The organism is Duganella margarita (genome assembly GCF_009857535.1).
Taxonomy (GTDB): Bacteria; Pseudomonadota; Gammaproteobacteria; order Burkholderiales; family Burkholderiaceae_D; genus Rugamonas; species Rugamonas margarita.
The window spans coordinates 1-19,487 of sequence record NZ_WWCS01000035.1; the positions used below are offsets into that span (position 1 = coordinate 1).

Genomic DNA, 19,487 nt, shown 5'->3' on the forward strand with positions numbered 1-19,487 from the left:
CGGGCGGAGGCGGCCGGCGCGTTACGGGCCGGCCGCCGCGCGCCGGTCGAGCTGGCGCCGCTCCCTTGCGCCCGTCAGAGCGGATGTGGCGGCGCCGCGTTGGGCCTCGGACGCTTGCGGCCGGCCGCTGCGGAATTAGCGCTGTTCCCACGCCCAGGCATGGGCGATGATCTCGCCCAGGTCGGCGAACTGCGGTTGCCAGCCCAGCGTCTGGCGGGCGGCGCTGGCATCGGCCACCAATCGGGCCGGGTCCCCCGCGCGCCGTGGGCCGTCGTGCACCACGATGTCGCGGCCGGTGACGCGGCGCGCGGTCTCGATCACCTGGTTGATGGAATAGCCGGCGCCGTTGCCCAGATTAAAACGCATGCTGCCGGCCCCGGACAGCATCGCCTCCAGCGCCAATAGATGGGCATCGGCCAGGTCGTTGACGTGGATATAGTCGCGGATGCAGGTGCCGTCCGGCGTATCGTAATCGCCGGCGCCGCCGACCACCAGCACATGGCGCGGGGTCTGGTCCGCGGCGCTCATGATTTGACAGCCAGGCTGGCGGCTGCGCTGGCGCGGGCCTGGGTCACTTTTTCCGCGGCCTTCTTGCCGGCCAGGAAGGCGTGGTCGGAATTGTAGTACTCCCATTCGCTGTAGCGGCCGGCCAGCACGATGTCGTGCTGCTCCATCCACGCGCGCACGGTGGCGACATTGGCGGCGCGCGCATGGTCGTACACCACGTAGGCATACGGCATGTCGGTCAGGTTGGCCGTGACGATCTCGTCGTCGGCGCGCAGGAAGCCGACCTTGATGCAGTCGGCGATGCAGCGGGCAATCAGCTCGTCGCCATCGACCGGCAGCGGCTTCCACGGCGAGTAGGAAATCTCGCAGGTGAAGCCGAAGCCGCCGGGCGCGTTGCACTCGGGGCTGGCGTTGCCCTGGACGAAGATACGGTGGAAGATGCTGTCCTCAGGGTAATAAATCCAGTGCTTGTCGGTGATGTTGGCGCGGTTGACGCCGATGTTGACGTTGCGGATCGACACATGACGCAGGCCCTGTGCGGCCTCGCGCACCGCCGGCGGCACGTCGGTGCCGGCCAGGCGCACCAGCTCCGGCAGCGGCATGGTGCTGATCAGCTGCTGGTACGGCATGCGGCGGCCGTCGGCCAACACCACCGTGTGTTCCATTGGCAGCACTTGCACCACGTTGGCGTTGAGTTCGACCTTGCCCTTGATGTGCGGCAGGAAGCCGTTCATCAGCGCCTGGAAGCCGCCCCGGCGCGGGTAGCCGAAGCGGGCGTTCGGGCCCATCGGCTTGGCCACCGGCTCCAGCGCGCCTTCGATGATCTGGCCGAGGTCCGGCAGCGGCACACGGCCGCCCAGCCACGAGGTTTCCATGTCCTTGAGCGGCACGGTCCAGATCTTCTTGTTGTACGGAATGGCGAAATGCTTGGCGATGCCGGCGCCCCACACGCGGTAGATGAAGTCCTCGAAGTTCTCGGTGCGGGTGCTGGCGGCGCCGGCGCTGCTGTTGGCGACATCGGCGGTGCCGTCGGCGCAGCAGTCCTCGACGGCCTGGCTGTCGCACTGCGGCGCGCTGTCGGTCAGGCCGTAGCGCGATTCGATGGCGCCGACGATGCATTCCTTGATCACCGCTGGCGGCAGGCCGTACAGCGCGCCCTGGAACGGGTAGCGGGTGTAGACCTGCTTGCTGTAGACCCAGGCCTCGCGCATCTGCCAGTGCTGGTTGTCGCCCAGCAAGATGTCGTACAGTTTGAGCACATACGGGTCGTTGGAGAACATGATATGGCCGGCGTAGTCGAAGGTGAAGCCGCGGTCCTGGATCGAGCGGCACCAGCCGCCGACGCTGGCGTTGCGTTCCAGCAGCACGGTGTCGGCATCGCTGTGGTAGGCGGCCGACAGGCCGGTCGGGCCGCCGCCGATGATCAGGCAGCCGACCGGCCGGGGGGCGGCGGCGCCGCGCAGCGGATTGATTTTGCCGGGTTCGGCATAGCTGACCTCGGGCGTGGCGGCGCCTTCGGCCGGGCTGCTGCCGGCGCCGCGCCGGGCCGGGTCGCTGGGGGTACGGGCGATCAGCGCGCGCATGTGCTCGGCCGTGGCATCCCACGAGGTGGCGGCGATGATCGCGCGCATGCGCGTGGCCATGGCGGCGGTCTGCTCCGGCGTCTGCGCCAGCGCCGCCTCGCAATGGCGGATAAATTCCGCATGGTCGTGGCCGATGGCGACGATGTCGCCATACGGCACTTCCACATCGGTGATCGCGGTGCTGACGATCGGCAGCGACGCCGCCATGTATTCCAGCACCTTGGTCGGGCTGATGAAGCGGGTCGATTCATTCAGCGCGAACGGCAGCAGGCAGACATCCCAGCCGGCCAGGAACTGCGGCAGCACCTGGTAGGGCTGCTGGCCGAGATAGTGGATGTTCTGGCGTTGCGGCAGGTCGGCGGCGTCGATCTTGACCACCGGGCCGACCAGCACGATCTGCCACTCGGGGTGAGCGTCGGCCATTTCGGCGATCAGGCCGGTATCGAAGCGCTCGTCGATGACGCCGTAGAAGCCGAGGCGCGGACGGGCGATGTCCTGGTGCAGCGGATGGCCGTTGCTGCGGTCGAGCGCCTGCTCGAAGTGCACCGCATCGACGCTGCTGGGGAAGCAGTGGGCGTTGGCGTGCCGGCTGCGCTTGGCCGCATACAGGCTGGGACCGCCGGTGAACACCAGGTCGGCGGTACCGAGCAGGGCGGTTTCACGCTGGAGCAGCTGCTTGGGCGGGTTTTTGAACGCCGACAGTTCGTCCATGCAGTCGTACACCACCAGCGACGGGTGCTGCTGGGTCAGCAGCGGCAGCGCCATCGGCGTGTAGAACCAGACGATCGGGTCCTCGCCTTCGGGCAGCAGGTTGGCCAGCAGCGCCTGCAGCACGGGAATCTGGTCGTCGTGGAAGCCGGGCGCCTGCACCGGGGTATGCGGCTGGATCACGGTCAGGTTGGGCGCCGGGCTATAGGTGTGCAGGTGGGCCGGACCGGCGTCGAACAGGGGTTCTTCGATGAACAGCACTTTGTATTGCTCGGCCAGTCGGGTCAGCAGTTGCTGCGGACGCTGATAGACGAAGTCCCAACGCAAGTGACAGAACACGATAATGGTTTGCATGAGACTCTCCTCGATATGCCCTTGCGGGCCGTTGGTTAAACAGAGTTGATCGGTCAGCCGCTGCGCCTGCCGCAAGGCCTGCGCATACGGTTGCACGAGTTGACGGGCCAGCGGATCGGCACCGTTACGGTCCAGGTCCCACAGGCCGCTGTGGTGCCAGTGCTGCTCATCTTCCCAGTCGGGACGGTCGATGGCGGGGTACAGGCAAATGCCGCGCAGGTCGACGCCACGCTCCATGGCGCGCGCCGCCTCGACCGCCATCTCGCGGATCCAGACGCCGCGGCCGCTGCCGACATGGCTGGTTTCGGCCAGCAGCAGCGGCCGCCCGTAGCGCTGCTGTAGTTCCACCAGCACCTCGTGCAGCGGCTGGCGGCGCGGGTCCGCCAGGTGCCACCACAGCCGCAGGTTGGTGCCGCTTTCCCACTGGTTGGTGTGGTAATAGTTGCCGCCGATCAGGTCGAGGTAGCGCGGCGCGCCGCCCAGTTCGGATTCGCGCCGTCCGCACAGCATGTCCCAGGCCTCAAACTGGGACTGGCGCCAGACGTGCGCCTGCTCGGCCCATTGCGGCTGGCCGGGCGGCGCGATCACGTGGATCAGCGGATCGCACTGCAGCATGCGCGCGTCCGGCGTGACGGACCAGATGGCGTCGCAGCCGGCGATGCTGGCGCGCACCAGCTGGCGTTTGCCCTCGACCGCCGCGCGTTCGTCGTACATGTTTTTGCAACGGAACATATGCACCGATAAGCCCCAGCTGGTGAAGGAGATCTCGTTGATCGGCGAATACACCGGCGTGTCGCCGGCGAACGGCGCCAGGTACTCGGCCGCGGCGCGGCAGAAGCGGGCAAAGCGGGTGACGAATTCGGGACTGTAGATGTCGACGTCGTCCGGCCAGCCGTAGTGGCAGAAGGTCCAGCAGATCTGCAGGCCGAATTCCTGCGCCGCCCGCAGGCGCGTGTCGAGCACCGAGAAGTCGAACGCGCCGTCGCGTTCGGTCAGGCGCCAGCCGATCGACTCGCGCACGGTGCGGATGCCGAACTGCGCCAGCAGGGCGTAATCGTCGCGCGCGCGCGCCAGGTGGCCGGTCGCCAGATTCATGTCGAGCGCGCGGCCGGCATGGTTGACATGGTCGGCCCCTTCGTAGCCGGCCTGCCAGAATGTCGAAAAGGGCGGAGCGGAGCGGTGGCTTGGCATGGCCTCCCCTTAACGGCCGACGTTGCGGGTGGCGGCGCTGATCTGTTCCAGCGGAATCTTGGGGGAACGGTCGGCGTTCAGCAGGCCGTTGGTTTCCTGGAAGGTGTCGGCAAACTGCGTGTAGCAAAAGCCGCTGAACATGGCGGTCTCGTTGGCCACGCGCAGCAGCTCGCGGTACGAGGCGTGGAACGCCTCGGCGGTGTTGGCGCGCGAATAGCCCCAGGTGTGGTGGGCCGGCGCACTGGGGTCGTAGGCGACGCCGCCAAATTCGGTCAGCACCACCGGCTGGCCGCGGTGCGGGAAGCCGTCCAGCGTCAGGATGCGCCCGCCCGGGCGGCGGCGGTCGAACAGCGTCTGCGATTCGTGCGTTTCGTAGCGCGCGCGCAGCCGTACCGGGTCGCCGTCGTAGTCGTGGATGCCGAGGATATCGGTGGCCGACGCTTCCCAGCCGTCGTTGCCGATCACCGGGCGGGTGGCGTCCAGCACCCGGGTCATGTGGTACAGCGCCTCGACCGCGTTGCGGTGGGCCTGCATCGCTGTCAGGTTGGGCACGCCCCACGATTCGTTGAACGGCACCCAGACGATGACGCACGGGTGGCTGTAGTCGCGTTCGATCGCCTCGGTCCACTCGCGCACCAGGCGCGTTACCGCGCGCGGGCTGAAGGCGTAGGCCGACGGCATTTCCTCCCACACCAGCAGGCCCAGCCGGTCGGCCCAGTACAGGTAGCGCGGGTCTTCGATTTTCTGGTGCTTGCGCACGCCGTTAAAGCCCATCGCCTTGGCCAGCTCGACGTCGCGGCGCAACGCGGCGTCGGACGGCGCGGTCATCAGCGACTCGGTCCAGTAGCCCTGGTCCAGCACCAGCCGCAGCTGGTAGGGCCGGCCGTTGAGCATGAAGCGGTCGCGGTTGATCGACACCGAGCGCAGCGCCGTGTAGGAGGTGATCCTGTCGAGCACGCGGTCACCGTCGCGCAGGGTCAGTTCGGCGTCGATCAGCGTCGGCCGCTCCGGGCTCCACAGCAGTTCGTTGCGCGAGTCGTCGATGCCGGGGTCGGACAGCGCGATCTTGCGGTTGGCTTCCTGTCCGACCAGCATATAGACGTCGTCGGCCAGCACGCGCTCGCCGATGGTCAGGCGCACCTCGACCGACAGCCCGGTCTTGAGTGCGCCGGCGGCCAGCACTTCGCAGCCGATCTCGAAGCCGTCGAAGATCGGGGTCCAGCGCAACTGCTTGATGTAGGTGGCGCCGACGGGCTCGAGCCACACGGTCTGCCAGATGCCGGTGGTGCGCGGGTACCAGATCGAATGCGGTTCGCGCAGCCAGTCCTGCTTGCCGCGCGGCTTGGCGAGGTCGGCCGGGTCATCCTCGGCCCGTACCACCAGCACCTGGTCGGCATCGGGGATCAGGGCGTCGGTGATGTCGGCGGTAAACGGCGTGTGGCCGCCTTCATGCTGCGCCACCAGCAGGCCATTGAGCCAGACCCGCGCGGCGTAGTCGACCGCGCCGAAGTGCAGCAGGATACGCTCGGCCGGCGGCGGCGCGGCAAAGCGCAGCCGGTACCACACGCACGGGTGGAAATCGCCGTCGCCGAGGCCGCTGGCAGCAGACTCCGGGGCGAACGGCACAATGATACGGTGGTCCCACTCGATCTCGTCATCGGGACCGCAGTATTGCCCCTCGTCATCAAATGTGAAATCCCACTCGCCGTTCAGTGATACCCACGTTTCCCTGGCCAGCTGGGGCCTCGGATACTCAAATTGGCTCAATTTGTCGCCTCTGAAGTGGTTTCCAACGGCACCAGTGCGCGTTAGCATTTAACACTTTTGAGGTTAGACCCGGTAGCTCAGATGGAATGTGAGGCGTTTCACAGAAGAGATGAATTGCTGCAAATTGCAACAGCGCGTGGCACCCCCGTTTATTCCGCCAGCGGCGCTTCTGCGATGGCGGTCCGCCGGGCCGAGATAGGCGTCGCCGCCCAGCGCGCCGTCCTGGAAAGTGAAGTGTGCGCCTTCGTCATCCACGACGACCCAGGCGTCGGTAATCAGGCGGTCGGTCGGTTCGTTGGGATTGATAACATCGATCTTGCGCCGTTCGCCCGGTTGCAGGTCTTTTACCGCGTCCTTGGTGCGCTCGGTGGCGAGTGGAATATATTTACCATCATGCTAACATCGCCGCTTTGCCCGGCGGATTAGAAATGGCGTCTGAAAAATTGGTGAAGATGGGACTGGCGGTGGCGATGCTCGCCGTGGTGCTCGGCGTGGCCGGCTATATCCTGGTGTTCTGGCATAACTACCAGGGGTGCCAGCAACTCGAGGCCGCAGCCGCCAAGAATGGCAAGCCGATGTCCTGCACGGAAATCAAGGCGGCCGCCAAGGCGCAAGGCCGATGAGGGGGCAGTCCTTGCGGCGACGCCATAAAGAAAAGCCCCGAGCAGGAGGGGGAACCTGTCGGGGCTTTATGATCCGGCTGGATTCGGTCCCATTCAGGCCTCTGAAATTTGCAAGGATTTGCCACCATTTTAGCCAAAGCCTGCAAATCCCAGCTACTGTTTTTCGGTCTTTCGCCAGCAGACTCAGATGGCTAGGATCTGTTCAGGCCCGACTAAGTATTTGATTTTAAAGCGCACAGCGGCAGACTTGAATTTCCAGCCGCAACGCGTGCCGGTGCGATCCCGGCTCTGGGCATCACTGCAGGCTTGCAGTAACTAATTTACTTGCTGTTCCACGTATTTTTATTGTGATAATATTATTATCGGATTATAAGTTTTTCTGGAGACTGCCATGTTTAAGAAGTTTGCTGCTGTTGTATGTTCGGTTTTGTTGTCCATGTCTGGGTCGATGGCGCATGCCAACGATTACAAGGTGAATTTTTCGATATCGGGCTTTGGTGCTACCCAGTCGGGGATTGGCCAGGCACCGTTTAAGACCGCTTTCGGTAGCGTTATTTTTTCCGCTGCTTCGCCCAGTTCCGATTGGGACACACTCAAAGCCTTCAGTCTGACAATTGGTGACGTCAGTTACTCGATGAGCGATGTAGCGTTTGCAAACCACGCCAATTACACGAACGTCGGCGGCCTCAGCGATGAAAACCACCTTGATACCGGCACGAATGACTTTGCCTTTTCGGTTTTTCATGACGACGAAACTGCTACGTTGACCTACTCAAGCTTGGTCGCGCCCGGCTTCTGGTCCAGCGGCTACCGGCCGTTGACGATCACCCAGGTGGGGGTGGTTTCCCAGGTTCCTGAGCCAGAAACGTATGCGATGCTGCTCGCTGGCATCGGCCTGCTGGGTGGTGCCACGCTTCGTCGCCGCAAGCTTAAACGTTAGCCGCCGCTGCGGCGCTGGTCAGTCCTGGCGCCGCGTCAATCCGCCAGCGGCGCTTCTTCAATCGCGATCCGTACCTGATCCGCTGGTCCCAGATAGGCGTCGCCACCCAGCGCGCCGTCCTGGAAGCTGAAGTGGGCGCCTTCGTCATCCACCACCACCCACGCATCGGTGATGATGCGGTCGGTCGGGTCTTTGGGGTTGATGACGTCGATTTTGCGCCGCTCTCCAGGTTGCAGATCTTTTACTGCATCTTTGGTGCGCTCGGTTGCGAGTGGAATATATTTGCCGGTCAAGTGTTCGTACATAGTGTTCCTCCTTGTGTCCGATTCTATTCCGAACTATTTTTTTGCGACGCGCAAATGGCGGGGTGCTACCATTACTCCTTTGTCTGGCAGGCTAGAAGGATCGGAAATGGCGTCTGAAAAAGTGGTGAAGGTAGGATTGGCGGCGGCAATGATCGCCGTGGTGCTGGGCGTGGCCGGGTATGTGCTGGTGTTCTGGCATAACTATCAGGGCTGCCAGCAGCTGGAGGCGCAGGCCGCAAAGAATGGCAAGCCGATGTCCTGCGCGGAGATCAAGACGGCGGCCAAGGAGCAAGGCCGCTAAGCACAAAAAAACGCGCCGTAGCGCGTTTTTTTGTTTTTAGGCGCGACGGCGCCGGCGGGGGCGACCGCGTCCGTGAGGCCATTCCGGCTAGCATGATCGCATGGGTTTCAGTGGTTTTCTTTAATTTCCATATTGAAAATTAATGTTGTGAAAACAAAAGAAAAGCCCCGAGCAGGCGGGGGACCTGTCGGGGCTTTAGTCAATTTGCGGAGAAAGCACGTTTGACTGGTTGAGATAGTAATGGTGGTTTCTTAAAATTGCCTTAGTTACCAATGTTGCAGTGATCGCCATCCTGCAAGTTGATGCTTTTGGCGGACCGCCGGATGGTGTAGCATGCTGTTCGGCGTGCGGGCTGGCATTTACACGCCCCCGGCGCCGGTATTTCAAGGATAGATATGCAAATCAAAATTAATGACGTGCTGCGCGCTTACATCGAGCCGCTGACCGAGAGTGAATATCAGGCGCTGGAGCGCAGCATTCTGACGGAAGGCTGCCGCGATGCGCTGGTGCTGTGGGAAGACGTGCTGGTAGACGGCCACAACCGCTACCAGATCTGCCAGCAGCACGGCATTCCGTTCAAGGTGACGGAAAACACCAGCTTCCGCAGCATGGAGGACGTCAAGCTGTGGATGATCGATAACAACTTGGGCCGCCGCAGCATCTCCGATTACCAGCGCGGCGTGCTGGCGCTGCGCAAGAAGGAAATCATGACAGCGCGTGCGTTGGAGCTGGCCGCCGAAGCTGCCGCCGAAGATGCGCGCATCGCGCCGGAAGAGGGCGACGCGCCGAAGAAGCCGGCGGCCATGCCGCTGGCGTCGCGCGAGGACATCGCCCGCGCCGCGCGCCTGAGCAGCGCCACCATCGGCCAGATCGAAAGGATCCAGAAGACGGCCACGCCGGAGCTGGTGGAAGCGGTCCGCGCCGGCACCATTTCGATCAATGCGGCGGCCACGGTGGCGTCGCTGCCGGAAGAAGTGCAGCTGGCGGCAGTTGCCGGCGGCAAGAAGGAATTGCAGAAGGCCGCCAAGGAAGTGCGCGAGCTGCGCGCCGCCTCGCGTCCGGCAAAGGAGCCGAAAGAGGGCAAGGCCGCGCCGGAAGTCGATTACAGCGATATGCCGACCGACGTGCGCGAACTGCGCGCCGAGAACATGGCGCTGCGCGAAAAGAACGCCGCCCTGCTGGAAGAGATCACCAACCTGCAACGCCGTATTTCCGAGCTGGCCAGCGCGTGATGGTGACGCGCGCTCCGCTGGCTTTGATCTGTGCCGCGTCGGTGTGCGTTGCCGCCGTCGGCGAGGCGGTTGCGGCGCCTGCCGTTGTGAAAGCCGCTTCGGTAGCGGAGCCGGCGCGCCTGAAGGCCGCCGCCCAGCGCGTGACCATCCTGCGCGACAAGTGGGGTATCCCGCACGTGTATGGCAAGACCGATGCCGATGCGGTGTTCGGCATGGTCTACGCGCAGGCGGAGGATGACTTCCCGCGCGTGGAGCTGAACTTCATCAACGCCATGGGGCGTCTGGCGGAAGTGGAGGGCGAGGCCGAACTGTATAAAGACCTGCGCATGAAGCTCTTCATCAATCCCGATGAATTGAAGCGCCAGTATGCAAAAGCGCCGGCATGGTTGCAAAAGCTGATGAACGCCTGGGCCGATGGCCTGAACTACTATTTGCAAACGCACCCGGATGTGAAGCCGGCGCTGCTCACGCACTTTGAACCATGGATGGCGCTCAGCTTCAGCGAAGGCAGCATCGGCGGCGATATCGAGACCATCGACATCAAGCAGCTGCAAGCGCTGTACGCGGATGGCGCCAAATTGCCGCTGATGCCGCCGGTGCTGATGTCGTCCAGCGACGGCATCGACCTGGATAGGGAGCCGGGCGGCTCGAACGGCTTTGCCATCGCGCCGGCGCTGACCAAAAACAAGCACGCGCTGTTGATGATCAACCCGCACACCTCGTTCTACTTCCGTCCCGAAGTGGCGGTGCACAGCGAGGAGGGCCTGAACGCGTATGGCGCGGTGACCTGGGGCCAGTTCTTCGTCTACCAAGGCTTTAACGACCGTGTCGGCTGGATGCATACGTCCGGTGGCGGCGACGTGATTGACGAATACCTTGAAACGATTACGGAGAAAGACGGTCAGTTCTTCTACCAGTACGGCAACGAGCAGCGGCCGCTGAAGGCGGTCGACATCGCGCTGCCTTACAAGACCAAGGACGGTATGGCCAGCAAGACGGTGCGCGTCTACTACAGTCACCACGGCCCGATCGTCCGCTCCAAGGATGGCAAGTGGGTGGCGGTGCGCCTGATGAATGAGCCGTTGAAGGCGCTGACGCAGTCCTTCAGCCGCACCAAGGCGCGCAATTACAAGGCTTTCTATAAGTCGATGGAGTTGCGCACCAATTCGTCCAACAACACCGTGTATGCGGATGCCGACGGCAATATCGCTTACTTCCACGGGAACTTCATCCCGCGCCGCGATCCGCAATTCGACTGGAAGCATCCGGTCGATGGCAGCAATCCGGCCACCGAGTGGCAAGGCCTGCACGAGGTGAAGGAGACCATCACGCTGTTCAATCCAAAGAACGGCTGGATCCAGAACACCAACAACTGGCCATACACGGCGGCAGGCGCCTACAGCCCGAAGGTCAAGGACTATCCGGCGTATATGTCGATGAATCCGGAGAACCCGCGCGGCATTCATGCCGTGCGCGTGCTGGAAAATAAGAAGGGCTTCACCATCGACAGTCTGATCGCCGCAGCCTACGACACGCAGCTGCCGGCGTTTGAACCTTTGCTGCCGCAGCTGTTCGCCGCCTACGACGAACTGCCGGCCGACGATGCGCGCAAGGCGGCGCTGGCGCCGCAGATCAAGGCGCTGCGCGGCTGGGATATGCGTTATTCGCTGGAGTCGACTGCCACCTCGCTGGCGGTGTTCTGGGCGCAGGATTTGTGGACCACGTATCAGCCGGCGGCCAAGGCCAAGGAAGTGCAGGTACTGGATTACATGCAGGCCGCCATCACGCCGCAGCAGCGGTTGGAAGCGCTGGAGCGCGCCACCGCCAAACTGACCAAGGATTTCGGCAACTGGCAGACGCCGTGGGGCGAGATCAATCGCTTCCAGCGTCTAACCGGCGATATCGTACAGCCATTTGACGACAGCAAACCGAGTTTGCCGGTGCCTTTTGCGTCGGCCAACTGGGGATCGCTGGCGGCGTATGGCACCACGTCCAAGCAGAAGACCAGGCGGATTTACGGCGAGCGTGGCAACAGCTTTGTGGCGGCGGTGGAGTTTGGGCCGCGCATCAAGGCGCGCAGCATCCTGGCCGGTGGGCAGAGTGGCGATCCGGCTTCACCGCACTTCAACGACCAGGCGGCGATGTACGCGCGCGGCGAATTCAAGGATGTGCTGTTCTACAAGGCGGACGTGGAGAAAAACCTCGAACGCCGCTACCATCCCGGCGAATAGTCAGGGACGCGGGTAGACCACCGGCTCGGGATGTTCCACTTCTTCGAGCCGGACCCACTGCAGGTTCTCGACCTTGTTGTTGCGGACATTGCCATCCCGGTGGCGCACCGCCGGCAGCTTGTTCGGATTGGGCAGGAATACTTCCGCCACCAGATCGTGTACGTAGAATTCGCCCTCGCGCTTACCGCCGCGCAGCTTGACCTTCAAGCCCTCCGGATACAGGGTTGGCTTGATGGCGCTGACCTTGGGGCCGGCCGCCAGCAGCACGCGGCCGTCCTTCGAGACCTTGTAATAGTCGCTGCCGAGCACCGGTTTGGCGTCCGCCACCAGGATCGAATAGGCGAAGCCCAGGGCCAGCACGGCGATGATGATGAAGATGAGATAAGTCATGCGCCGAATCTTAGCAGTTAAATAGCGTCGAGCGAACGACGAATATCGGCCCTTAAATCCTCTAAATCTTCAATTCCCACTGACAGCCGGATCAGACCATCGCCGATGCCCAGCGCCGCGCGCTGCGCCGCCGGGATGGAGGCATGCGTCATCAGCGCCGGATGTTCGATCAGGCTTTCGACGCCGCCCAGGCTCTCGGCCAGCGCAAACACTGCGCAGCTTTCCAGGAAGCGGCGCGCGCCCGGCAGGTCGGTATTCAGGTCGATCGAGATGATGCCGCCGAAGCCCTGCATCTGGCGCTTGGCCAGTTCGTGCTGCGGGTGCGATTCCAGTCCCGGATAGAACACCTTGCGCACCTCCGGCTGCTTTTCCAGCCAGCGCGCCAGTTCCAGTGCGCTGGCGCAGTGGCGTTCCATGCGGATCGCCAGCGTCTTCACGCCGCGCAGCGCCAGGAAGCTGTCGAACGGGCCGGCAATGGCGCCGACCGAGTTTTGCAGGAAGGCCAGCTGCTCGCGCCATTCCTCCTGGCGTTCCTCGCCGCCCACGACCGCGATGCCGCCGATGATGTCGGAGTGGCCGTTCAAGTACTTGGTGGCGGAATGCACCACGATGTCGAAGCCGTGTTCCAGCGGACGCTGGACGATCGGGCTGGCGAAGGTGTTGTCGGCGATGGCGATGATGCCGCGCTCGCGGCAGATGTTGGCGATGGCCTGCAAATCGGCCAGCTTGAGCATCGGGTTGGTCGGCGTTTCCACCCACACCATCTTGGTTTCCGGCTTGATGGCGGCCAGCAGGTTCTCGGGATTGGTCAGGTCGACGTAGGTGAACTGGTGGCCGGCGCTGCGGCGGCGCACCCGCTCGAACAGGCGGTAGGTGCCGCCATACATATCGTCGCCGGCGATGATGTGGGAGCCGGCATCGGCCAGTTCCAGCACCGTCGATATCGCCGCCAGGCCGGAGGCGAAGGCAAAACCTTGCGCGCCGCTTTCCAGGTCGGCCACGCAGCGCTCCAGCGCCCAGCGGGTGGGATTGTGCGAGCGGCCGTAGTCGAGGCCTTTGTGCACGCCAGGGCTTTCCTGCACGAAGGTGGAAGTGGCATAAATCGGCGGCATGATGGCGCCGGTCGATGGGTCGGGCGATTGGCCGGCGTGGATCACGCGGGTGGCCAGGGCGGCTTTGTGGGTGCTCGGTTTGTCGCTCAAGATAGCGTCCTTCGCAGATGGTTAAGCAGGTCGTAACGGGTAATCAGGCCGTAGAAGGTGTCGCCGTCGGCAACGACGGCCGTCAAGCCGCGGTCCAGCGTGGCGCGCAGCGCCTGCATGTCGGCCGATGGCTTGAGGATTTCCAGCCGCCTGGTCATGGTGGCGCCGACCGGATTGTTGAAGCGCTCCGGCTCCGCGCCGACCGTCAGCAGTACGTCGGATTCGTCGATGATGCCGGCCAGCTGACCGTTTTCCAGCACCGGCAGCTGCGCCACGTCGGCGGCGCGCATACGGTTGAAGGCGATCATCAGCGTGTCTTCCGGCGTGACGCTGATGACTTCTCCGGCGTCGAAGCGGCGGCCGATCAGGTCGCGCAGGTCGTTGAAGCGCTGGCGTTCCAGCAGGCCCTGATCGCGCATCCAGCCGTCGTTGTACACCTTCGACAGATAGCGGGTGCCGGTGTCGCAGACAAAGGTGACCACGCGCTTGGGCGTGGTCTGTTCGCGGCAGTAGCGCAGCGCGGCGGCCAGCAATGTGCCGGTGGAGGAGCCGCCCGGTATGCCTTCTTCCTTCAGCAGCGCGCGCGCGGTGGCGAAGCTTTCGACATCGGCGATGGTGTAGGCCTTGGTCACGCCGGTCATGTCGGCAATGGCGGGAATGAAGTCTTCGCCGATGCCTTCCACCGCCCACGAGCCGCTGGTTTCGGCGACGTGGCCGGTTTCCACGTATTCCGCCAGGATGGAGCCGGCCGGATCGGCCAGGATGAATTCCACCTGCGGCGCGACCTGGCGGAAGTAGCGGGTCAAGCCGGTCAGCGTTCCCGATGAGCCGACGCCGACCACGATGGCGTCGATGTCGTGGCCCATCTGCTCCCAGATTTCCGGACCGGTGGTGGTTTCGTGCGCCAGCGGATTGGCGGGATTGTTGAACTGGTCCGAGAACCAGGCGCCCGGCATTTCGGCGGCCAGTCGCGCGGCGTAGTCCTGGTAATACTCGGGATGGCCTTTGCCGACGTCGGAACGGGTGGTGCGCACGTCGGCGCCGAGCGCCTTCAGGTGCAGCACTTTTTCGGTGGACATCTTGTCGGGGACGACCAGCAGCACGCGGTAGCCTTTCAGCCGTCCGACCAGTGCCAGGCCGAGGCCGGTATTGCCGGCGGTGGCTTCGATAATCGTGCCGCCGGGCTTGAGCAGGCCCTGGGCTTCGGCCGCTTCGATCATGGCCAGACCGATACGGTCCTTGATCGAACCGCCGGGGTTTTGCGATTCCAGTTTAAGGAATAACTGGCAAGGGCCGGTATCGAGGCGGGTCACCTCGGCGAGCGGCGTCTTGCCAATCAGGTTGAACAGTGCAGGTTGGCGCATGAGTTCTCCTATGGGCAGGTCGGGCAAGTATGCTCTATTTTTTATTTTCGCGGTTTATAATTCGCCTATGGCAAAACTCTATTTCCGATACTCCGCGATGAACGCGGGCAAGTCCACCGCCATGTTGCAGGTGGCGCATAACTATGAAGAGCAGGGGCAGAAAGTGCGCCTGTTCACGGCCGCCATCGATAGCCGCTATGGCGTGGGCAAGGTGACGTCGCGTCTGGGCCCCCAGCGCGATACCGAAGTCTTCGACGCCAATACCGATTTTCTTCTAACGATAGACGAAAAAATCGCATGCCTGCTGGTCGATGAGGCGCAGTTTTTGAGCAAGGAGCAGGTCAAGCAGCTGCACCAGCTGGCGCAGGTGCGCGGCATTCCCGTCATTACCTATGGCTTGCGCTCGGACTTCCGCGGCGAGCCGTTCCCCGGTTCGGCCTATCTGCTGGCGCTGGCTGACGATATCGAGGAAATCAAGAATATCTGCTCGTGCGGCAAGAAGGCGACCATGAATATTCGTGTCGACGAAAACGGCAAGCGCATCAAGGAAGGTGAGCAGATCAGTATTGGCGGCAACGAGAGTTATCGCCAGGCCTGCGGCCGCTGCTTCTACAGCGAAACGCATTAGGCGTGGCTGGCCTGCGCGCGGCGCCAAGGATGGCCGCTAAAGCGGTTCCTTTGGCTGTATTGGCCGCGCTATGCGGCGTGTTGCCGGCGTCGGCCGCTGCCACGGTTGCCGATCCGTTGGCGGCCTGCCGCTTGCCGGAGATGCAACTGCGCAGTGATGTCGGTCTCGGCTTCCACGCAATCCGCTGCGGTTGAAGACGCTGGGGGAGGTGCGCTTCCGCGTGCTGTTTGTCGACTTTAGCGACGCCCCGGCCACAGTATCGCCGCAGCAGGTATCTGCCCATCCTGCGCGGCGGCTGGTTTGTGCATGAGATCGGCCATGCCTTGTCGCTGGTTGACCTGGCCGGACCGCTGCCGTCGAATCAGCTGTGGCTTACCTATGTCGGCCAGTTCAGCGTGATGGGCGAACCGGAAGGGCTGGCGCCCGGCTATCTCGGCTGGGAGCGCTGGCAGCTGGGGTGGCTGGACGATCAGCAGGTCGCCTGTGGCACTGGCACCTTGCAATTGACGCCGATTGAGCGCGCGGGCGGCATCAAGCTGGCTGTCACGCCAACCGGGCCGCACACGGCGGTGGTGGTGGAAAGCCGCCGCGCCGAGGCTGAAGACCGCGCCATGCCGCGCAGCGGTGTGCTGGTCTACAGCATCGACACTGCGCGCACCTCGCACGAAGGTCCGATCCGCGTGCAGCCGGTGGATGACAAGGACGAGCGCCATTGGCAATCGCTGCTGTCCGCCGGCCAGTCAGTCCGGGCCGGCGAGGTGATGGTCACCGTCAAGACCAGCGATGCTCAAGGCGATGTGGTCGAAGTAGTGCGCCGGCAGCCGGCTCACACCGCGCAGTAGCGCTCCTGGATGGCCGGATCGGCCAGCATGGCGTCGGCCCGTTCGGTGTAGACGATGCCGCCCTGGTCGAGCACATAGGCGCGGTCGGAAATGCCCAGCGCCGCCTCCACGCTCTGCTCGACCAGCAGGATGGTCTTGCCCTGGCGCTTGAGCTGCTGGAATAGCTCAAACATTTCGTCGACCAGCACCGGCATGATGCCTTCGGACGGCTCGTCCAGCAGGATCATGTCGGGATCGGCCGCCGTGGCGCGGGCGATGGCCAGCATCTGCTGCTCGCCGCCCGACATGGTCACCGCCGTCTGCCCCAGTCGCTCCTTGAGGCGCGGGAAAGTCTCGGCGATGCGTTCGATGATGTCCTTTTCCTGCGCCAGCTTGCCGGTGGCGACGATGCCGAGCCGCAGGTTTTCCAGCACCGTCATGCCGGGCACGATGCGGCGCTCTTCCGGCACGTAGGCCAGGCCCAGTCCGAAGCGCTGGTGCGCCGCCAGGCCCAGCAGGTTGACGCCCTTGAACGACACCTCGCCGCTGGTCTTCTTGATCAGGCCCATGACGCTCTTGATGGTGGTGGTCTTGCCGGCGCCGTTGCGGCCCAGCAGCGACACCACTTCGCCGCGCTGGACGTCGAGGCTGACGTTTTGCAGGATATGGCTGGTGCCGTACCAGGCGTTCAGGTTTTTAATGGTCAGCATGGTAGGTTCCTCAGTGTTGGCCCAGGTAGACGCGCTTGACTTCGTCGTTGGCGCGGATGTCGTCCGGCTTGCCGGTGGCCAGCAGTTCGCCGTGGTGCAGCACCACGATGCGGTCGCTGATGCCCATCACCATCTTCATCTTATGCTCCACCAGCACCACGGTACGTTCGGCGGCCAGTTGCACGATCAGGTCCATCATGGCCCGGGTTTCCTCGGGGCTCATGCCGGCGGTCGGCTCGTCCATCAACAGCAGCTTGGGATCGGCGGCCAGCGCGATGGCGATTTCCAGCGCGCGCTGCTGGCCGTGCGCCAGCTCGCGCGCCGCCCGCCGCGCATGGGCGCCCAGCCCGACCAGGGCCAGCAGTTCGCGGGCGCGGTCGTCCAGGCCCAGCGCCGCGCGCCGGCTCCAGAAATTCAGGCGGCCGACGCGCGCCTGCAAGGCGATGCGCACGTTCTCCAGCACGCTGAACGCCGGGAAGATATTGGTGATCTGAAACGACTTGGAGACGCCGACATGGGCGAATTCATGCTGTTTCAGGCCCGACAGGTCGCGCTGCTCGAACACCACCCGCCCCTCAGACGGCGGAAAGGTGCCGGACAGCAGGTTGAAGAACGTGCTCTTGCCGGCGCCGTTGGGGCCGATGATCGCGGTCAGCTTGCCGCGCTCGAAGCCGACCGAGACGTTGTTGAGCGCGGTAAAGCCGGCGAAGCGGCGTGTCAGGTTTTCGGTGCGCAGGATCAGGTCAGCGGTCATGGAGTTTCTCCAACAGGGTGCCCCAGACGCCTTTGGGGAAGAACAGCACAAAGAAGATGAAGATGGCGCCGACGTACAGCTGCCAGTGTTCGGTCCATTGCGAGAACAGGTCCTGGATCAGCAGGAACAGCGCGGCGCCGACAAACGGGCCGAAGAAGGTGCCCATGCCGCCCAGCAGGCAGATCATCACCACCAGCCCCGAGGTTTCGTAGTGCAGGCTTTCGATGGCGACGCTGGACAGGTGAATGGCGTTGAGCGCGCCGGCCAGGCCGCAAATGGCGCCGGACAGGATGAACGCCAGCAGCTTGGTGTGCTCGACATTGAAGCCGCAGGCGCGGGTGCGCGCCTCGTTCTCGCGGATCGCCTCGACCACGCCGCCGAACGGCGAGGCCAGCACGCGCGACAGGGCGAACAGGGTCAGCGCCACCAGCGCCAGGAAGGCGTAGTACTTGGTGGTCGGATTGAGCAGGTCCAGCGTCAGGCCGGCGAGGTCGATGGTCGGCACGTTGACGCCGCGCAGGCCGTTCTCGCCGCCGGACAGCGGGAACTGGTAGACCAGGAAGTACACGCACTGCGACAGCGCCAGCGTGACCATGGCGAAATAGATGCCGCGGGTGCGGATCGCCAGCAGCCCCATGGCCAGCGCCAGCATGGCGGAGGCCAGGATGGCCAGCGGAATCGCCGCCCACCAGGCCAGTCCCGCGTGGGCGATCAGGATGCCGGCCGTGTACGAGCCCAGTCCCAAGAAGGCGGCGTGGCCGAACGACAGCATGCCCATGTAGCCGAACAGCAGGTTGAAGCCGACGCCGTACAGGCCGTAGATCAGGATGTTGATCGCCACCGACTGGTTGGGCAGCAGCCAGGGCAGCGCCATCAGCGCGATGACGGACGCCAGCGCGCGGTGGTGGCGCAGCAGGTCCAGCGGACGGGCGGCCACGCTCGCCGGCGCCAGGAAATCGGATTTTGCATGCATGATTTTCACCTTTTAACTCATCAGGCCGGGACGGCCGAACAGGCCCTGCGGACGCACCAGCAGCACCAGCGCCATGATGACGAACATCGACACCTTGGCGGCCTCGGGAAAGAAGAGCACCGCCAGGCTCTCGACCACGCCGACCAGCACGCCGGCGACGATGGCGCCTACCAGCGAACCCATGCCGCCGACCACGGTCACCACAAAGGCCACTGTCAGCACCGGGCCGCCCATTTCCGGGCTGATGCCCTGCATCGGCGCCGACAAAAAGCCGGCCAGGCCGGCGATGCCGGTGCCCAGGCCGAACACGATCAGCCACACCTTGGCGATATCGACGCCGAGGATGCGGACGATCTGCGGATCGCGCGCGCCGGCCCGCACGATCAGGCCGAACGAGGTCTTCTCGATGAACAGCCACAGGCCGAACAGCACCAGCGCCGTGACGCCGATGACGAACAGGCGATACAGCGGGAACTGCCCGATCAGGATGTCGGCCGAGCCCTGCAGCAGTTCCGGCGTATCGACCGGCAGGCCCTGCTTGCCGAAGGCGATGCGCACCAGTTCCACCATCACATAGGCCAGTCCGAAGGTCAGCAGCAGCGGATAGTCGATGCCGCGTCCGTACAGTGGCCGCACCAGCACGCGCTCGACCGCCATGCCGAGCGCGCCGACCAGCAGCGGCACCAGCACCAGGCACAGCCAGAAATTCGGCGTTACCTGGTACAGCGCGTAGCCGGCGTAGGCGCCGACCATGAAGAATGCGCCATGCGCAAAGTTGACGATGGTGAGCATGCCGAAAATCAGCGACAGTCCCACCGCCAGTAACACGTAGACCGCGCCCAGCGCCAGTCCGGTAAACAGCTGTAATCCCACCAGCTCCAGCGTGATGCCTTCCATGATGCC

The 19,487-nt window shown here is 64.0% G+C and carries 19 protein-coding genes and 1 pseudogene; 9 read left to right on the plus strand and 11 right to left on the minus strand.

Annotation, left to right across the window (positions count from 1 at the left end; translation table 11 throughout):
• Positions 1-135: 135 nt before the first annotated feature.
• Genes GTP55_RS27870 through GTP55_RS27880 form a run of 3 tightly spaced genes read right to left on the minus strand, consistent with a single transcriptional unit; the run spans position 136 to position 6,110 of the window.
• A complete protein-coding gene (locus tag GTP55_RS27870; RefSeq protein WP_229258199.1) occupies positions 136-528 on the minus strand; it encodes a GDP-mannose 4,6-dehydratase in 393 nt (130 codons plus the stop codon).
• Positions 525-4,343: an NAD(P)-binding protein gene (locus GTP55_RS27875; protein WP_161048033.1), complete on the minus strand. Its 3,819-nt coding sequence runs from the start codon at positions 4,341-4,343 to the stop codon at positions 525-527. Before GTP55_RS27875 ends, GTP55_RS27870 begins: the two co-directional genes overlap by 4 nt.
• Positions 4,344-4,352: 9 nt before the next feature.
• Positions 4,353-6,110, minus strand: a complete 1,758-nt coding sequence (locus tag GTP55_RS27880; RefSeq protein ID WP_202423896.1) for a glycoside hydrolase family 2 protein — start codon at positions 6,108-6,110, stop codon at positions 4,353-4,355.
• 114 nt (positions 6,111-6,224) lie between these two features.
• Here GTP55_RS27880 and GTP55_RS27885 point away from each other — a divergent pair, with 114 nt between their 5' ends.
• The 3 genes and pseudogenes from GTP55_RS27885 to GTP55_RS30390 form a co-directional block, all read left to right on the plus strand.
• Entirely contained in the window at positions 6,225-6,536 is a 312-nt protein-coding gene (locus GTP55_RS27885) for a hypothetical protein (RefSeq protein WP_161048035.1), read from the plus strand.
• A gap of 2 nt (positions 6,537-6,538) precedes the next feature.
• The gene (locus GTP55_RS27890) at positions 6,539-6,733 is read left to right on the plus strand and encodes a hypothetical protein (protein WP_161048036.1); all 195 of its coding nucleotides are present in this window, start codon (positions 6,539-6,541) and stop codon (positions 6,731-6,733) included.
• Positions 6,734-7,574: 841 nt separating this feature from the next.
• Positions 7,575-7,673: pseudogene (locus tag GTP55_RS30390) on the plus strand (PEP-CTERM sorting domain-containing protein); the annotation flags it as partial.
• Between the two features lie 35 nt (positions 7,674-7,708).
• On the opposite strand, the gene GTP55_RS27900 reads toward GTP55_RS30390, so the two are convergent.
• Complete coding sequence (locus GTP55_RS27900; RefSeq protein ID WP_110848119.1) at positions 7,709-7,978, minus strand: hypothetical protein; 270 nt, start codon at positions 7,976-7,978, stop codon at positions 7,709-7,711.
• Between the two features lie 106 nt (positions 7,979-8,084).
• On the opposite strand from GTP55_RS27900, the gene GTP55_RS27905 reads away from it, so the two are divergent.
• The 3 genes from GTP55_RS27905 (at position 8,085) to GTP55_RS27915 (ending at position 11,742) form a co-directional block, all read left to right on the plus strand.
• Positions 8,085-8,279, plus strand: coding sequence for a hypothetical protein (locus GTP55_RS27905; RefSeq protein WP_161048037.1), 195 nt, complete (start codon positions 8,085-8,087; stop codon positions 8,277-8,279).
• 395 nt (positions 8,280-8,674) lie between these two features.
• Entirely contained in the window at positions 8,675-9,511 is an 837-nt protein-coding gene (locus tag GTP55_RS27910) for a hypothetical protein (RefSeq protein WP_161048038.1), read from the plus strand.
• Positions 9,511-11,742, plus strand: a complete 2,232-nt coding sequence (locus GTP55_RS27915; RefSeq protein ID WP_161048039.1) for an acylase — start codon at positions 9,511-9,513, stop codon at positions 11,740-11,742. The genes GTP55_RS27910 and GTP55_RS27915 overlap by 1 nt, the downstream gene beginning before the upstream one ends.
• On the opposite strand, the gene GTP55_RS27920 is transcribed toward GTP55_RS27915, so the two are convergent.
• From GTP55_RS27920 to GTP55_RS27930, 3 genes are read right to left on the minus strand one after another with little or no spacing between them, the layout of a single operon-like run.
• Positions 11,743-12,132 carry an HNH endonuclease family protein gene (locus GTP55_RS27920; protein ID WP_161048040.1) on the minus strand — a complete coding sequence of 130 codons (390 nt, stop codon included), beginning with the start codon at positions 12,130-12,132 and terminating at the stop codon, positions 11,743-11,745.
• A 17-nt stretch (positions 12,133-12,149) separates the two neighbouring features.
• Positions 12,150-13,334: a trans-sulfuration enzyme family protein gene (locus tag GTP55_RS27925; protein WP_161048041.1), complete on the minus strand. Its 1,185-nt coding sequence runs from the start codon at positions 13,332-13,334 to the stop codon at positions 12,150-12,152.
• Positions 13,331-14,698: a pyridoxal-phosphate dependent enzyme gene (locus GTP55_RS27930; protein ID WP_161048042.1), complete on the minus strand. Its 1,368-nt coding sequence runs from the start codon at positions 14,696-14,698 to the stop codon at positions 13,331-13,333. The genes GTP55_RS27925 and GTP55_RS27930 overlap by 4 nt, the downstream gene beginning before the upstream one ends.
• A 67-nt stretch (positions 14,699-14,765) precedes the next feature.
• Between GTP55_RS27930 and GTP55_RS27935 the strand changes: the two genes are divergently transcribed.
• From GTP55_RS27935 to GTP55_RS27945, 3 genes are read left to right on the plus strand one after another with little or no spacing between them, the layout of a single operon-like run.
• Positions 14,766-15,326, plus strand: a complete 561-nt coding sequence (locus GTP55_RS27935) for a thymidine kinase (protein WP_110848651.1) — start codon at positions 14,766-14,768, stop codon at positions 15,324-15,326.
• A gap of 29 nt (positions 15,327-15,355) precedes the next feature.
• The gene (locus GTP55_RS27940; protein WP_161048043.1) at positions 15,356-15,520 is read left to right on the plus strand and encodes a hypothetical protein; all 165 of its coding nucleotides are present in this window, start codon (positions 15,356-15,358) and stop codon (positions 15,518-15,520) included.
• 33 nt (positions 15,521-15,553) lie between these two features.
• Entirely contained in the window at positions 15,554-16,168 is a 615-nt protein-coding gene (locus GTP55_RS27945; protein WP_161048044.1) for a metallopeptidase domain-containing protein, read from the plus strand.
• On the opposite strand, the gene GTP55_RS27950 is transcribed toward GTP55_RS27945, so the two are convergent.
• Genes GTP55_RS27950 through GTP55_RS27965 form a run of 4 tightly spaced genes read right to left on the minus strand, consistent with a single transcriptional unit; the run spans position 16,153 to position 19,481 of the window.
• Complete coding sequence (locus tag GTP55_RS27950; RefSeq protein ID WP_161048045.1) at positions 16,153-16,857, minus strand: ABC transporter ATP-binding protein; 705 nt, start codon at positions 16,855-16,857, stop codon at positions 16,153-16,155. The genes GTP55_RS27945 and GTP55_RS27950 overlap by 16 nt on opposite strands.
• 10 nt (positions 16,858-16,867) lie before the next feature.
• Positions 16,868-17,611, minus strand: coding sequence for an ABC transporter ATP-binding protein (locus GTP55_RS27955; RefSeq protein WP_161048046.1), 744 nt, complete (start codon positions 17,609-17,611; stop codon positions 16,868-16,870).
• Positions 17,601-18,584, minus strand: a complete 984-nt coding sequence (locus GTP55_RS27960) for a branched-chain amino acid ABC transporter permease (RefSeq protein ID WP_161048047.1) — start codon at positions 18,582-18,584, stop codon at positions 17,601-17,603. Before GTP55_RS27960 ends, GTP55_RS27955 begins: the two co-directional genes overlap by 11 nt.
• A 12-nt stretch (positions 18,585-18,596) precedes the next feature.
• Positions 18,597-19,481, minus strand: a complete 885-nt coding sequence (locus GTP55_RS27965; protein ID WP_161048048.1) for a branched-chain amino acid ABC transporter permease — start codon at positions 19,479-19,481, stop codon at positions 18,597-18,599.
• Between the last annotated feature and the right edge of the window lie 6 nt (positions 19,482-19,487).